The sequence below is a fragment of the Cohnella sp. LGH genome, assembly GCF_017671885.1.
GTDB lineage: Bacteria > Bacillota > Bacilli > Paenibacillales > Paenibacillaceae > Cohnella > Cohnella phaseoli.
In genome coordinates, this window is sequence record NZ_CP072117.1 from 5,578,405 (window position 1) to 5,595,122 (window position 16,718).

Sequence of the window (16,718 nt, forward strand, 5' to 3'; positions counted from 1 at the left end):
AATATCGCGTTAACCTCATTTTGATGATAATGATTTTCAGTAACCATGTAAAGAAGAAGCGCCCCGCCCCTGCATCGAGGGATCGGGACGCCTTCAATTGCGTCTACTGCTCCAAAATCGTCTTCAATTCCGGGTCCAGCGTGAGCAGCTTCCAGAGCATCGTAACCGTCTCTGCGCGAGTGGCTTTGCCCTTCGGAAGCAGCTTTCCGTCGTACCCTTGAACCAATCCGGCCTGCGCCGCGGCGTCTATCGACTGCCGCGCGAACTTCCCGGCATCCGTCATATCCGTGAAGCTCGCCCGGCCCGTCTGCGGCAGCGCCGCTTCGTTCACCAGCCTCATCATCATGACGATCATTTCTTCCCTTGTTATCGTCGCATCCGGCCGGAAGCTGCCGTCACCGTAGCCTGTGACAATTCCATGCTTGGCCAGGTCGGCGATGTTGGCCTCCGCCCAATGCCCGTTCAGATCGGCGAAGATTACCGTCGCTTCGGATGGCGCAGGCGTGAACACGAACAGTCTGGCAATGACGGAAGCGAACTCCGCTCTCGTAATCGACTTGCTCGGCTTAAAGCTGCCGTCGCTATACCCGACGAGAACCTTTAGATTTGCAAGCTTATCGATGGTTTGCCGCGCCCAATGCGTCGCGGTGTCCGCAAACGCCGTCTGATTCGGGTCCGCCGACGCCAGTCGCTCCTTGATAGCCTGCAGCATCTGCTCCCACTGAATCAGACCTTTGTTGAAGATAGACGTCGCGTCTGGATCCGGCTTAGGCTCAGACGGCGTTTCCGGAGATGTCCCCGGGTTCTTGCCGCCGTTAGATCCGTTACCGCCTTCATTGCCGGAGCCGGATCCGGGGCCTGTTCCCGGGTCCGGATTTGGCGTTGTCGAGCCGCCAATGGCAAATCCTGCAGCGTCCACCTCGTACTCCAAGCCCGATGCCAATACGACCTTGGCCGCAACCTTATAGGAGCCCTCCTTCGACAACGTCGTCAGCTTCTGTTCCGTATTGCCGTCGTAGGCGATCGGCGACCAACTCTCGTCATTGACTTTGTACATCGCCTTATCGATCTTAAAGCCGTCTACGACGTACGGAGACAAAGCTACCTCTACATTGCCGGCATATTTGCCGTCCGAACCCGCCGTTCCCTTCACCTTCAGCTCAAGCTGCGGCCTGGACGACTGCATGTTCGTCACGCTGAATCGGTAGGTCGTCGCCGTACCCGACGCACTAGCCGGCTGCACGGAAATCTTAAACTCGTTCACGGCGCCGCTTGCCGACAGCTGCAGCGTTTGATCGACGGACACGAAGCCCTTGCCCGAGCGAATCGGCTTGCCGCTAATGTCCAGCAGCGACACGGTCGCCTCGCTGTTGGACGCCGCCGCCACCAACTGCGTCCGCTTCAGATCGCTTGCCTGCAGAGCGTACGCCGTCTGCCCCGGATCGAAGTCCAGCGGCACGCCGCTGAGTTTGACCGTGCTTAACGTTGCGTCCAGCACATCTGCGCTTTCCCGGAAGAACACCCCTTGCACGGAATGCCCGGCCTGGCTGAACTGTACCGTTGTCGTTTTCTTCTCCTCTGCGGAGAACGACAGCAGCCCTGCCGCGTCGGTGGCCACATACTTCGTCTCCAGAACTTGCCCCTCGGCATCGAGCAAATTAAGCAGCACGTTGCCGGAAGTAATCGGAGCCATCTTCATGTTCTGCATCGTCAGGTCCACACTCGTACGGGAAGCCGTATTCGTCTGTTCCATCGTCAGCAGCACTTGGTTTTCATTGTACTTGAGCGCCAAGTTGTCGAGCGTCACTTTGGCCTCGTTGTCGGAATCGTCGAATTCTTTGAGCGGCTGACCTTGCGCATCCTCCGCCCAACTGTGCAAATAAATCGTAATCCCGTTATCCGGGATTTCCGTCAGCCCATGCCTGATCAAATACGCACGGACATCGAATTCCACCGTCTCGACATATGCGCCTTGATCGATCAGGCTCAGAGCGTCCGCATCCGAGATCGCAATGACATTGCCGATTCTCGTATCGTCCGTGAACGGGTTGCCCTCGTACAGTGCTAGCTTAACGACGCGCCCCTTGCCGCTCGACGTTGTGCCGTTCTTGTTGTAGACCGGAATGGACAGAACGCGCTTGCCAGCCTCTTCCTTCATCACTTTAATTTTCGAAATTCCCGTATCCGGCACATCGAGCCGCAGCGTGCCTGCCGTCGATTGCCGCTCCCCATCGGCGAAAACAACCTCAATCTGATACGCCGCATCCGCAATCGGCGAAGGCACCGTATAATAGGCAATCAAGCCTTGGGCGCTGTTAGGTACGAGCGACAAATTAGCATAATTCGTCTGCGCCCCGTTAATCGTAATGTCCACCGATTGAATTGCGGACAAACCTTGGTTCACGACATTGAACTGAATCGGCAAGTCGTAGCCGGCTACGATCTCGCCGGGGTTATAGACCACTTGATCCGCATTGAATTGATTATGGTACGTTGCGCTGGCCGTATACATGGCGCTTACCGTCTTGGACACGGTAACGGGAATGGCGTCTCCTCCCGCTTGGCCTTCCTGCTTCGGCGTAATGCTGCCCACAACTTCCGTATCGGTCGTATACGTCGTGCCCAGCAGCAAGGCTCTAATCTCCGTCCCCGCGCTGTTGGCGACATACGCCGCAATCGTATCAATGGCGGTATCGTCCGGCATCGCGCCCAGCTCCATGACGCCCGAGAGATACAGCTCCCCGCCGCTAAGGCCGAGCTTCACCGCCTTCAGCGCGTCGCGGCTAATCGTATCTCCGGAAACCGTCTCGACCTGAGCTTCCTTCCAGATCAGCGACAGATGCTCCAGCTTGCGGTCCGCCTGCGGCATCTTCGCAAACACAAAGTTCGGATGAATTCGAACGTTATTGTACGCCTTCACCGCGCTCAAGCTATCCACAAATTCCGAATACACTTCTCCGTCCCGGTTGAACGCCAGCATCCGGATATTCTCCGCAGCGCTCTCATCCTCGCCGCTTGTCGTATACCAGGCCATCACAAAGCGTTCCGTCCCATCCGGGAAAATGATGCTCGTTAACTGCGGATTCTCGTTCACGTTGCGATCGTAGGTCACCTGCAGATTTTTCACGACGCCTTTGGTTTTCCAACCGGAGGTTGGGGCTGCCGGGTCCGCCGACGTATCGATGACCGCGTACACAATCTCGTTATCCGTTCCGGCGACATACTGATCTGCCGGGATAGAATCCGTGTTGCCTTTGTTTACCGTATAGACGACGGCCGTTGTCCCGTCGGTCAGCGTCTCTGCCGACATTCCCATAACCGTACCGTTCGTGCCGTTATACAGCGTCTCGACATCGCTCCACACGCCGCTGTCCGTATCGTACACCGTATACACGATGCTGTCCGATTCGGAGAAATCCAGCGGATTGTCGATATTGGACGAATAGACGCTGCGGTAAGCGACGACGACTTTGCCGCCCCCGACCGAGACGATCGGCGCAATATCGGGGTTTTGGTTGTCCGTCAGACGTTTCGTTACCCAGTTCGTCCCGTCATAGACGGCAACCATGATCTCGGCGCTGTTGTTCATCAGCAGCATGTCGGCGCCGGTCAGCTCTTCTCCGGCTTCCTTGCCGATTTTATCCTTCTGTCTGACCCAGACGGCGGCGACCAGATTGCCCTCTCCGTCAAGCTGCAATCCCGTATCTCCATAACCTTTAAGCGCAGCGTCCGTCACAATCTCTCCGCGCGGATCGTAGCCGCCCTGACCGTTGCGAACCGCCCAAGCGGCAGCCGTATCCTCCACATTCGCACTGTTGTTGTCGGACAGGTAGACGAACAGCGAGCCGTCCGCGGCCACCTGCGGATTGGAATATGGATAGGCATTGGATTCCAGCACCTGCGGTCCGCCCGGCGCACCGGCAAGCAAGCTTCTTCCCGCGCTGGATGGCGCTTGCCGCCATGAACGATCGTATTCGTCCAGATAGCTGCGATCCTCCACCGTCTGCGAGTTGAACATCTGCATCGGATCTTCGCCGATAGACCTCATATAAGCCAGGATGGCAACCTCTGCATTGGATGCCATAAGCGGCATCGTCGCATGCTCTTTCCAGTAATCCTGAATGTTGTCCCAGTTTTTCGACAGCCACGTATGGCTGTAACGCAAGGAAGCAAAGTCGTGCTGAATCGAGATAAACAGGAACTTAATGACAACGCGTATGCCGACAATGCTTTCCAGCGTCAGCTTGTTGCCGTACAATACGCGATCGCTGCTGTTTTGCAAATAATTCCGATTCAGCCATGTGCTCGTGTTCTCCAGCGTAATTTTGCCGAACACGCCGATTTTGGCCGCGATAATCGAGTAGTCGAAGCCGATGCCGCCGAACGCTTCGATGTAAGCAAGGACGCGCAGCGAGGTCAAATAATCGTTAACGCTCTCCAACTGCGGATTGCTCCACGGGTTGCCCGGCACTTCGTCGAACAGAACGGAAGCTCTGAAACCGACCTCGAGACCGCCGCCAATCGTTAACGAGAACGTCACCGGTATGAAGCCCGCTTGAACGTTCCAGGACCACGAATACTCGAAGCCTCCGCCTGCATTGAAGCCCCCGCCATGCACGACAGCTTCCCAAGCGTCGGTCTTCACATTGTACTTGATCTCTCCAATGTAGTATCCGCCTGCGCTGAACGGAATGTTCTTGCCGGAATGCCCGGCTATGTTTTTGGCAAGCTGGTTTTTCTGATCCGCCACATATTGCCCCATCGCGATCTTGTACAGATCGCCGGCGCCGGGCGCAAAGTTGTTATTCGATTTCATGAACTGTACATCGCTGCTGCCCTGTGTCGACGCCATCTTGTCCAGCGATGCCGACATAATCATTTTGAACACCATCGGGTCGTCCGTCGGATACACTCTCATCGCGAGCGGACCGACGTCCATTTTCAGATTGCCCAACAGGCTCAGCGTTTCCAGAACGACCTTGTCGTTATTGCTCGGACCTTTCGTGCTTCCATTGGTACCGTTCATATCGCTTTTCAGCTTCTGAAGACCGGAGCGAAGCTCCGCAGCGCTGACCTCGGAAGCGCCGATCATATTGACAAGCGTGGCCGTCGACGTGAAGCTTTTGCGGAAGCTGTCCGGCTTGTCGTACAGCTTGAAATGCACCGAGCCCGATTGCGCTTTGTCCAGCCAGATCGTATCTTTATTCAGCACTTGGACGTGACGCGTCAGCCACAGATCCGAGAACGGATACTTGAGCGTCTGGTAGGATTGCCCTTGCGGAGCAAGACCTGTGCTGTTCTGCAGCACGGCATAAGCCTCTTGATCCGCCTCTTCTCCCCACCATAGCAATTCGGTCGTCAATTGAATGCTCGGGTACGCATTGTTAGGACCGTACTTGCCGCGGTAATCGCGAATATCGGTTTTGACGCCTTTATCGCTGCTTGCGACGAACTGATTCACGATGACAGGCGTCGGCTGCTGCCGATCGTTGCCGATCATGTTGACGATTTTGTCGCCGATGAGGATGCGGTCGATCGGGCTCGCATCGCCGTTCAGCGCGACCAAGCTCGGATTGTAGCGGTCGCCCTCGAACCGGGTTTCGACGATGAACTCCAGCTTGTCCTTGGCGGATAGATCCGCGGCATTCTTCTCCCCTGCCGCCACGGAATAAAAGTCCGTCGTATCGAAAATAATTTCCAGCTTGCCGTCGGCAGCCAGCGTCTCGGTAATACCCGAACCGCCAATCTCCGTCGCTTCGGCATAATTGCCGTTCTTGTATACGCCGCCGCGATAGGTCACTTTGCCGGTGTATGGCTTGCCGTCGGGCTTCTTGAAGAACAGCTCGACCTTCGACAACTGGCGAAGCTGCAAAATATTAATCGGATACAGCTCCAACTGCGCCGGATTTCCTTCTTGCGACAGCAATCTGTCCTGACTAAACACGCCGGTATAGGTCGAGCCGTCAAATACGGAGGTCACATACGCATCGCTCGCAATGCCGCTCTCGTCGTACAGCGCCAATTGTCCGTTGGCATCGCTCTTCACCGATTTTTCGGCGCCTGCGCCGTTCGTGTAGGTCAAAGTCGTTTCTGTCTTCGGATAGAGCTGGAACAAATACAGCTTGTCCTTCAGCGTCTCGACAGTGAGATCGAGCTCGGCCTTCATGCCGGTGCGGGCATGCGTGGCGGTTATCGTCGTTCGGCCGTCGTTCGTGCCGCCGAGCAGAAACTTCTGCTTCGGCTGATAGGAGGAATTGTTGAACTTCTCGATATCCTCGACATAGCCGTCACTGCGATGATAGATGGTGCCTACGTCATTGTTGGAGGATTTCCAGGCGATCTGATCGGTAATCTCTCCCAGATCGTCGTAGTCCTTGTTGTTGACGCCCAGCTCGTTGTTCAGCAAAATATTTCGCTTTAAGGCGATAATTTGATCGCTTGTCATCTGCTTAATGCGGTCGACGTTGCTCATCTTGTAAGAGGCAGCCGGTTGACCGTCGATTTGGATTTGCACCGCATCGTTCTTATACACCTGCAAATACAACGAATCGTACGACCAGGTCGCATCCGTGCTGTTCTTCACAGCCAGCGTTATGGCGTATACGTCTTTGATTTGCCTGCTTCCGGTTACGGGGGCGATATTTAAGCTGTAGCTTCCCCCCGTCGCTGTCACATTGCCATCGCTAAACTGGCCTGTCGTTTGGTCGAATACGATGCGGCTGTCCGGTATAAGCACGCCATTTTTAGTAATCTGAAACTCAAATTCGCCCCGATTAACCGGATCGAAATGGTCGAGCGTCCATCTGATCGGCAGCGTGCCGACGGAATCGACTACAAACTGGCCCATCGACTTGTCCAGCGTCACTGTCGCCGCTTCCGATCTCACGACGATATACGATAGCGCGGACAGCGTGGACTGTGCATTTTCCGGGTTAACCGTACCGATGCGAACCGTGTAGCTCGGCACATTGCTGCTCGAGATGTCCTTCATATAAGAGCCCGGGATCTTAAAGCTTGTTGCGTTGATCAGCTCGGCAGCAGTCGGAGCTTCCCAGCTCTGCGTCGGCTGCTGTGCGGCAAGCTGCGCCTCGTCCCAAAATCCATCGTACAGCTCCAGCTTGAAGTTGGCGTCCTGCACCGTCCCGCCCGCTCCGGCCAGCTCTTTATAGCGATCCATCACATTGGTGGACCACAGGATGTTCGCGTCTTTGTTTTTGTTGACGTACACGCGGTTGGCAAAGCTCGGTACGACTACGGCCGCGGAACCGTCCGCGCTAATCGTAATCGTCTGCGAAGTCACCGTCGCTTCCGCCGCTTCTCCGTTGTTTTTGGCTGCCAGCGTAAACGTCACCGTGCCGGCTATCTTGGGAAGGATGGTTCCGTCGGCCGTAATCCCCGCGATCATAGTATCGCTGCTGCGCCATTCGAATTGATCCGGCGTTGTATAGGTCGCATTCGGCGGATATGCGAACCCCAGCTTGGTTGCCGTCGCATCGATCAGGTTCACCACATAAGGCGTACCGGACGGCCAGGTTGCCGGGTAGGTGATCGACAGCTCCGCAGAGGAAATATATTTGGGCGTTGTAACCTCCAGATAGGCAAATCGATCGGCCAGCATTCCCATATCTTCAACGTTGCCGACGGCTAACGCGCCTGGAGTCGTATTCCGGTTATAGAAAATTTTCGCACGCAATTGCTTGCCGTCCGTGGCTGCATCTGCGTCCGTCAGCGCGTCGAATATCGTTTGTGTAATTTGCAATTTCCCTTCCAGAGCGGGCGGGGAAATCGGAAGCCCGTCTTCTCCCGTCTTCCAGTCCAGATCGATGACGCCAACGGAGCGATCTCCAAGAGATACCTTGACCCGTTTAGCAATCTCTTCGGGTACCGTAGCTCCGTCAATCAGCCAATCCTCCTGAGTGTCGCCGGTTACCAGATTAACCGTCACCGTCGCCGTATCGCCAATCAGATAAGATGACTTATCCAGCGCAATCGAGCCGAATACGTCTGAACGCGCATAATCCAGTTCAATGTTTGGCGCATTCGTGTAATCCTTGTTCCAGGACATTAGGCCATAACGGTCTTGAAGAGACCCTATCGGCTCTTCTCGTCGGTAGTCGTCATCGGAGATGATGTAATAATTCGGCTTACTCTCGCCATCGGATTGCTTCACATTTAATCCGGTATACGTTTCCCCGCTCTGAGTCGTTTGCCGATAAGCCGCAACAGTAGACTTGTCCAGCACGGTCTGATAATCGTATCTATAGGACATCGCCCCCCAACCGTACTGTTGTCTGACCGCAGGCACAACAAGGGCAGGCTGCGCAATCAGATTGTTATCCAGCATCAGCCTGGGTTGAAAGTCGTAGCCGCTGGGACTGGAATGGATGACCGGTTGACTAAATAAGATCTGGATCGGCAAAATTTGCCCTGTCGTATAGAAGCCGCTTGTAGAGGAGGCCTGCAATATGGAATTGAGGCCTATATAACGGCTGTGAACCCCGTTTCGCATGGCGTATTCGAAAAAATTCGGAATGGTGGCAATGCCTCCGTTTCCGCCGTCATTGCCCGTTTTGGATGCGAAAGCCAGATAAGCGCCGCCGTTATACGAATGAGTGAATTGTTTTGTCGTACCGTTGCTAAAGTTGAAATCCATGTAATCCAGGTTTTTGAAATGGTGAAAATGAAAATAATCGGCACGGGCGTATCCGGCCCATACCTGATCGCGGAATTGATCCGGCTGCTTTTCCGCTTCTGTGCAATCTACAGGTCGCGCAGGGTTTCCAACCATTCTCCGGCAAGAAAAGTTCCAGATCGCCGAGTCGTTAACGGTACGAGTTGCAAATGTGACTTCCTTCGTCGTCTCCCCCGGACTAAACGTCACCGTCCCCGTTGGGTTGGTCGAGCCCGGAACGGAGCCTTGCGTGCCTGCAATCTGCTCGTAGTCGAAGGACACTGCGACATTTTGCGCCTTGTTGAGCTGGAAGGTGATTTTCGGGTCTTTATCCACGATTACATACTTCGTTATGGTGACATAGACCGTATCTTCATAATTCGCCGCCGGGTTCGCCGGGTTGGCAAACGGCATCATCCGCTGTGAGCTCGTTGTCGGCTCGCTGAGCGAATTGCCGTTCTCGTCGATAAAAATCAGCCCGCCGTCTTCCTCAATCTGCGCCAGAAAAGAATCGAGGCTGTCCAGATGCTCGGGAGATATGCCCGCTCCGCCCTCTTCTCCCGCAGGCAGCAGGCTCGACAGCCGCTCCTCGATAGCGATCATTTCCTTAAGCGCCGCAAGCGTTATCGGCTCGCCATCGACTTCGGCGGTTTGCGTCAAGTCGACGCTCACATCCGCCAATAGCTGTTTCATTTCCTCTAATGTATAGACTTGGCCATTTAATAGAATAGAGTAATTCAGCAGTTGGCCGTTCGTATCCGCCAGGCCCAGCTTCTGAAGCGTCTCCAGCATCGCGGGCGCTTGATCCGCTCCGTACTCCTCGGTTAACAGACGAAGCAGCTCCGCATTGTAGTCGGCGTCGCGTCCTTCCCCTTGCGTCGTCGCGAATGCCGCTGTTGTAAAGCTTGTCGCCACCATCGCGAACACTAACAAACAAGCGACGAATCTTTGAAATGGAATGAATAGCTTCATTTCCTTCTTCCTCTCCATGCGCAATCAGCCGATCTTCCATGAAGATTCGGCATCTGCTTCATTCTATCGCCCGGCTAATCGAGCGCACAGAGAAGGAAGTCATGTTTTTTGTCATATGACAAACTGGAATTAAATCCTAAATGTTAACGAGCGAGCGGCAGGCCGACGTCAGTTGAACCAGCTACGAAAGCTTGTTCATTCTTGAGACTTTTCAGGCTAAAGCGGGCTTCCCGCTTTAAATCGACGATTTCCTCCTTATATTCCGAATTAGCGCGGATTAACCGCTTTAAAAATTTCCCCAGACATCAACAACCAAAAGAGACCGGCTCGCGCCGGCCCCCCTCATCTCTATTAATCCGCCACACGAAGCATCAGACTACAGCTCGGCTCGGAATCGCCGCCGATCATCGCTTTGATTCGGCCGGCTTCTACGACGTTGGCCATGTCGACGTTCCAGACGCCAAGCTCCTTGGCCGTCAGGCTAAAGCTCAGCGTTCGCTTCTCGCCCGGCTCAAGCCAGATCTTCCGGAAGCCCTTCAGCTCCTTCACGCGCCGTGTCACAGTCGCTTCCATATCCTTGATGTACAGCTGCGCAACCTCCGCTCCGGCCATCGTTCCCGTGTTTTCCACATCGATCTCGATTTCGAAGCTCTCTCCGGCATCCAGCTGCTGAAGCGTCCGTTCCGATGCAACGGCTCTCATATTGGAATAAGCAAATTCCGCATAGCTTAGCCCGTACCCGAACGGATACAAGACAGGCCGCGGACAATCCGCGTATCTCGGTTCGTAGCCCTGGTCCTTGCGGTTGTAGTACGCCGGCAGAGACATGGACGAATACGGAATCGTAACGGCCAGCTTTCCGCTTGGGTTCACGGCGCCGAACAAAATTTCGCCAAGCGCCCTGCCGCCCTCCGGTCCGGGATACCAGCCCGACAGGATGGCCTGGCAATCCGGGGCCACGTCTGCAATGGCGTGCGGTCTGCCTTGAATCAGCACAAGCGCGATCGGCGTTCCGGTTGCGGCAATTGTGCGGATCAGCTCCGACTGCACGCCTCCCAGTCGCAAATCGGCCAGATCGACGCCTTCGCCGCAGTCCATGTCGGACGGCTGTCCATCCTCCACGATCGCCGCGCCGTTAATATCGAACTTCAGCTCGAAATTACGCGCGCTGCTGCCGCCCATCACCAAGACGGCAACCTCGGACTGCCGCGCCAGTTCCACCGCTTCGGCGAAGCCGTCGCGCGAATCGCCGCGAACGGAGCAGCCCTTGGCATAGACCACCTTCGCATCTCCCGCCAACTCCCGGATTCCTTCCAACACCGTCGTGCCGGAGTTCGGACGCTGAATGGCGGTATAGTCGCCTAGCTGATGATACAGGGCATCCGCATTCGGGCCGATCACGGCGATTTGCCGCAGTCCGGCGTCAAGGGGCAGCAGTTGGTTTTCGTTTTTCAGCAGCACAACGCTTTCTCTGGCCAACTGCAAATTCACTTGACGCGCCGTCTCGTTGCCCACGATCTCCGCAGCCGATTCTTCCGCCGTGTACGGATTCTCGAACAAGCCCAACTGGAATTTCAGCTGCAGCACGCGCCTGACAGCCCGGTCGATGAAGGACACTTGTACTTTCCCTTGCAGCACGGCCTGCTCCAACGTGCTGAACGCCTTGTCCCACAGACTGATATCGACGCCCGCAGTTAAGGCCAAAGCTGCCGCGGACTCATAGTCGCCCGTCAAAGCTAGCAAACGATCGACCGCCGTACCGTCGGCCATGACAATCCCGTCAAAGCCCCATTCCTCGCGCAAAATGCCAGACAGCAGCTTGCGGTTCGCATGACAAGGAATGCCGTCAATTTCGTTGTAGGCCGCCATACAGCCGAGCGCTCCGGCCTCCACGCCGGCTTCCATGCCCGGCAAATGAATCTCGCGCAGCTCGCGCTCGCCGATTGAAGCCGGAAAAGCGTTCATCCCGCCTTCGCCCGCACCTTGCCCGCAAAAATGCTTCAGCACCGCCGCCACCTTGTTCGGCGCAAGCTGAGTTTGCCCCTGCTTCCCCGCCTGCTCCGAGTGCCCGGTCTGCTGCCGCACATCCGGTTGTTCCCCAACCTGCGGTTGCCCCTCTTGCTTCTGCCCAACCGTCTCCACTTCAGACCGCCGATAGCCCTGCAGCCCATGAACGGCCGCTTTCGTAAACTGCGTCGTCAAGTGCGGGTCCTCGCTGAAGCATTCCTCGGAACGGCCCCAACGCGGATCTCGCAGCAGATCAAGCGTGGACACCAAGCCCAGATGAGCGCCTCTCGCCCGAATTTCAGCGGCAACCTGTGCATAGGCTTGCTCGGCGAGCTGCGGATTCCAGGTTGCCCCGATGCCGATATTGGTCGGCGTCAGCGTTCCGTCCAAAGCTTGATGCCCATGGGGACATTCCTCCGAGAGCATTACCGGGATGCCTAACCTCGTATGCTCGATGAGATAGCGCTGAATCTGATTGGCGACCTTCGCACTGTCCGCCGCCGTAATTCCGTTCTCGTACGTCACCTTGGACCACGGGTCGGCGCGAAAGAGGCCGTAAAGCGCCCCCATCCCGCCGCCCGCGGCGACTTCCTCCATGAACGCTTCGGTCAGCTCGAAGCCGTTCTCCGTTTTGCGATAGGCATTCCAGCCGTACATCCGCTGATTCAGCTGGCCGACCTTCTCCTTGAGCGTCATTCTGCCCAGCAAATCCTCTATCCGCGCTTCAATGGGGGCCGTTTGATCCCGATAAAGTTCCATCGCTTTGCTCCTTAAACCTTTGAATTAGCCGATTCCGTTTACTGCTTAGCCTGCAAAAAAGCCTGTAACTGCTCGTTATACTTCTCCACCACTTTATCCAGTCCGGCAGCCTTCATTTTCTTCAGAGCGGCAGGGAAAGCCGTCTCGTAATCCAGCAGACCCAACTTAATCGGCAAAATGCTGGTATTAAACTCCGCCAGCGTATTCGTATATTCCACGCTTACCTCGGTCGCATCGAAGTTAAACCCAAGCGTAACGCTGTTGACCGCGTCCGTGCTCTGACTCGCCCGATATTTCAGAATCGTCGGATGCGTATTGGCCGCCCAGCGGATCATCTCCACATGTCCGAGCATCCAAGAGGCGACCTGATAAGCCGGAGCGCCGTTGCTGTCGAGCTTCAAATCCTCTTTTAGCCCGTCGCCGATATTTTTCCAATACTCACCCTCAGGTCCGTACAATACAAGATCAAAGTTATCCTGGCTGCTGAACACCCAATTCAGAAATTGCACGGCCGCTTCCGGATGCGGCGATGTTGCGCTAACACCGTTGGAATTGCGCACGCCGTACGATCTGAATTTGATCGACTCGTTCAAGAAATAGCCTTCCAGCTTCGCTCCCGGAACCTTCTCGCCCACCTTGTCCGTTACGCCGTCGCCTTCGCGGAACAGAAAACGTCCCATCTGCTCCTCATTGTTCACAACCTCGGTCGGCGCCGTCAGAACGTCCGGATTGACCAGCCCCTTCTGGTAAGCTTCGCGGAAGAAGGCAACGTCTTTCTTAAACTCCTCGCTTTCGATCCAGGAAGAAACCTGGCCCTGCTGATCGATTCGAATCAGATTTTGAAATACGGTAAAAGGATATGTCTCGTACGTAGGATGCAAGTAATAAGCCGGCTCGGTATTCAGCGTCCGAATGAACACATTTTTGTTCGCATCCGGCCAGCTGCTCTTCAGCGTCTCCGCCAGCTTCAACAAATCATCGGCCGATTTCGGCGCCTGCAGCCCGTTTTTCTCCAATAAATCCTGACGAACCGTAACCATGCCGTCCGCATAAGCGCTGTCCAGCCAGTAGTTCGGCACAGAATAGATTTTACCCGAAATTTTGACCGTATCCCATACCCAATCCGGCAAGCTCTTCTTGAGTTCAGGACCGTACTCGTCCAAATATTCGTCGATCGGAATGATGCCGCCGTTGCTGGCCAGAACGTTCGGGCCTTTGTTGTCATGCATAATGTGGATAAGCTCGAACTCTTCGCCTGTCGACATCATCAGGTTCGTCTTCTGATCCCACACATCCCAAGGAATGTAGATCGCCTCATACTGAAGATTCAGCCCGTCTTCCTCCAGCTTCTTGTTGATCGCCGCTTCGCCCGCCTTCTGATCCTGCGGCACCGTTCCCGGCATCACATATCGGACCAGCTTCTTCTCGCCGTTGTTCTCTTGGGCGACTTCCTTGCTTTCCGTGCTTCCCGTATTCCCGCCGGCGGCATTGCCGCCCTCCGACGAGCTGCAAGCGGATGTTACAGCGGATAACGCGACCAGCAAGCCAACCATCGGTAACCAGACTCTTTTCATTCGGATACGCTCCCTTTTTTGTAATGATGGTCCTTCCGATGAAACCGTCCCCATCATAATCAAGGCGGCAAGCGCAGGTAAACTTCAAAAATTGCGAATCCCTTTAATTCGGCTGCAACCGCCGCTAGATTTAATTCGATTTCATTCACTTTATGAGAATGGCCCGCTATTCTCCGGGTTCCGCCTCCTGATTGCGGTGGAGGATGGCATCGTTGCGATACTGCACGGGCGACATGCCGTACTTCTTCCGGAACAGCGTAAAAAAGTAAGTCGTATTATGAACGCCGACCTTCTCGCTGATCGCCTGGACCGATTCCGTCGATTCCAGCAGCATTCGCTTCGCCAGCTCCAGCCGAACGTCCTTCAAATAATCGTTAACCGATTGCTGATACTGCGCTTTGAACAGCTTGCCCAAGTAGCCTGGCGTTAGACCGACATAATCGGCCAAAAAGTCGACGGAAATGTCCGGCTTCCAATAATTTTGCTCGATATACGCTTTGATCGTGCTCATCTGCTCCGTGCTGCGGTTTTTGGCCTTGGCTTCCATCTGTTCGCAGATGCAGCGGCACAAGGCCGCCAAATCCGCCGCAAACGCCTCCAGCGTTTCATAGGAAACGGCGTGAAACGCCATACGCGCGAACAATTCCCGCTGCTCGCCGACGGCCGAGCCCATCAGATTATATGGCTTGTTTAACTCCGTCAGCAGCTGCTGCAGCATATAGAGCGCATGATGATAGTCGGCTCCGTGCAGCGAGGCGATGAACTGATCTATGATGCGGACTGCCGCTTGCGCCTGATTCATTCGGATCGCTTCGATCAGCTTCTTCTCCAGCCCCTCCGGATATTCCGTCTCGGACGCTGCGGAATCGTCTGCGGGCTCGTCCTTGTAGAGCAGTCCCGGTCCTTGGAAAAAGCGCTTATACGTCATTTCCCTCGCCTTAAGATAAATATTTCTGATCTGCTCCGGCTCTTGATGAGTGCGGCCGACTCCGACCGTCAGCGATACTTTAAAATAGCTCTGCACCGTTCGCTGGATTTCCAACAGCCGCAGCGTCAATTCGGGCGGCTCGCCGGCATCCTTTAACTGCAGCAAAATCCCGATCTCATGCTCGTTAATTATGACGACCTCGCACTCGCTGCACGCCTCGTCTCCGGCCAGCCATTCCTGGGCAATGTTGCAAATCCCGAAGCGGATCAGCGACTGCATATGCTCGGAATGCTCCTGCTTAAACTGCTGCAGACGATCGATCACCAGCACGACAACGTTAAAATACGGACCCGCCGGCGGCTCGGAAAACCGGTCGGTCAGATCGGTCTGACTGCCGGTCAAATACTTGAACAGACCGCTTTTGCGGGCGACGGCCACGGCCGGCTCCATTTCGGTCACCTTACGGGCGATGCTGGAGTATGTCTCGTCGATCATATAAAACTCGTTAATCCGCTTGCTGGCCTCCGCCGCCGATCTGCCGCCCGCAGCGGCTCCGGTGATTTTCTGATACAGTCGCTGAATCGGGTTGTACATCTGGTTGGTCAGCCATATGGACAGGAAGATGCCGATCCCGAAAATAATAAAAGCCACCGTTAAGGTAAGCACTTTAACGTTATTCAAATTAAAAAAAAGATCCTTTACCGGACTCACGCTGACAAAATACCAATGAAGCTCCTCCGATTTGACGAAGCTGACCAGGCTCTTCTGCCCGTCGACCGCAGCGCTGAAGCTGCCGGAATCGGCATTGTCTCGAAGGATTCGCTGCACATAATCCTGTTCGCTGAAGTTTTCCAGAAAATACGCCTCATTAGAATGGCTGAGAACGACGCCTTCCGTATTCATCGCGATCAAATACCTGGAGCTTTTATTTTGCAGCCCGCCGATCAACTGCCGCATGTAGTCCGCGTTGACGTTAATGACAATCGCGCCCTTCTTCGGCAAATACGAATTAAAGCCCGGCTGCAGCACGAACGTCAGCAATCGTTTCTCCCCGCCAAGACCGGGACTGCTTAAGGTGCGCGGGAAAAAAATCCCGTACTTTTTGTCCGCGGTATCGAGCTGCTCTAGCAGCTCCCGCTCATACTCAGCCGTAATGCCCTTCGAATTGATATAACGATCCGTATAGCCGTTGTATAAGCCAATGAATTCGATAAACGGGTACGTCGCTTCAATGTTTTTTAGCGCATTTACCGTATAAAACTCTTCAATATAATCGACTTTCTTCGAATAGATCGAGGTCACCATCGACCGATTGCTGAGCAGATGATTTCCGATCTCGTAAACCTGCTCTTCGATAATGTTGGCGGCATAGCTTGTCTGGCTGAGCATCGACTCCGAAATTTTCCCGACATCTCGCGACGAACTGTGGGCAAATAGCGTAAACAGCGTCGCACAGATCAAGGCTACCAGGACAGAGGCCAGAAAAATAAAGCTTAAGAGCATGCTGCGATACGCCTGGTACTGTAGCAGCTTTGATTTCATCTTCAATGTCATCATCACCCGCCTACAGAATGCTTGGTTCACCCGCTTAGCCCCTTCATTATATATAAATTGTCTCCTATTTCATCCTCTTTCAATAAAATTGTAGGGATTTCAGAAATTCAAAGCCCGTTTCTCTCGGAAAGTAGCGGCTTTGCATGGAATCAAAGTTTACTCCCCCCCGCCCGTTCCTTACAGTGTAAACAAACACCCCGACAGGAGATGATCCATTTGAGAATAGGGCGCAGCTTGTTGGCCGTTGTCCGGG

The 16,718-nt window shown here is 54.8% G+C and carries 4 protein-coding genes; all 4 read right to left on the reverse strand.

The genetic code is table 11. From position 1 onward, the window contains the following. Window positions 1-103: 103 nt before the first annotated feature. A complete protein-coding gene (locus J4772_RS23735; protein WP_209071671.1) occupies window positions 104-9,643 on the reverse strand; it encodes an S-layer homology domain-containing protein in 9,540 nt (3,179 codons plus the stop codon). A 351-nt stretch (window positions 9,644-9,994) separates the two neighbouring features. Beyond that, window positions 9,995-12,409, reverse strand: a complete 2,415-nt coding sequence (locus J4772_RS23740; protein ID WP_209071672.1) for a glycoside hydrolase family 3 N-terminal domain-containing protein — start codon at window positions 12,407-12,409, stop codon at window positions 9,995-9,997. Window positions 12,410-12,447: 38 nt separating this feature from the next. Next, window positions 12,448-13,983 (reverse strand): extracellular solute-binding protein, encoded by a 1,536-nt coding sequence (locus J4772_RS23745; RefSeq protein ID WP_247740828.1) that lies wholly within the window; start codon window positions 13,981-13,983, stop codon window positions 12,448-12,450. 166 nt (window positions 13,984-14,149) lie between these two features. Then, complete coding sequence (locus tag J4772_RS23750) at window positions 14,150-16,453, reverse strand: AraC family transcriptional regulator (protein WP_247741217.1); 2,304 nt, start codon at window positions 16,451-16,453, stop codon at window positions 14,150-14,152. Between the last annotated feature and the right edge of the window lie 265 nt (window positions 16,454-16,718).

Excerpts from the sequence above, each read along its gene's own strand:
- J4772_RS23735 (WP_209071671.1), bottom strand. The coding sequence starts at position 9,643 with ATGAAGCTATTCATTCCATTTCAAAGATTCGTCGCTTGTTTGTTAGTG.
- J4772_RS23740 (WP_209071672.1), bottom strand. The coding sequence starts at position 12,409 with ATGGAACTTTATCGGGATCAAACGGCCCCCATTGAAGCGCGGATAGAG.
- J4772_RS23745 (WP_247740828.1), bottom strand. The coding sequence starts at position 13,983 with ATGAAAAGAGTCTGGTTACCGATGGTTGGCTTGCTGGTCGCGTTATCC.
- J4772_RS23750 (WP_247741217.1), bottom strand. The coding sequence starts at position 16,453 with ATGAAATCAAAGCTGCTACAGTACCAGGCGTATCGCAGCATGCTCTTA.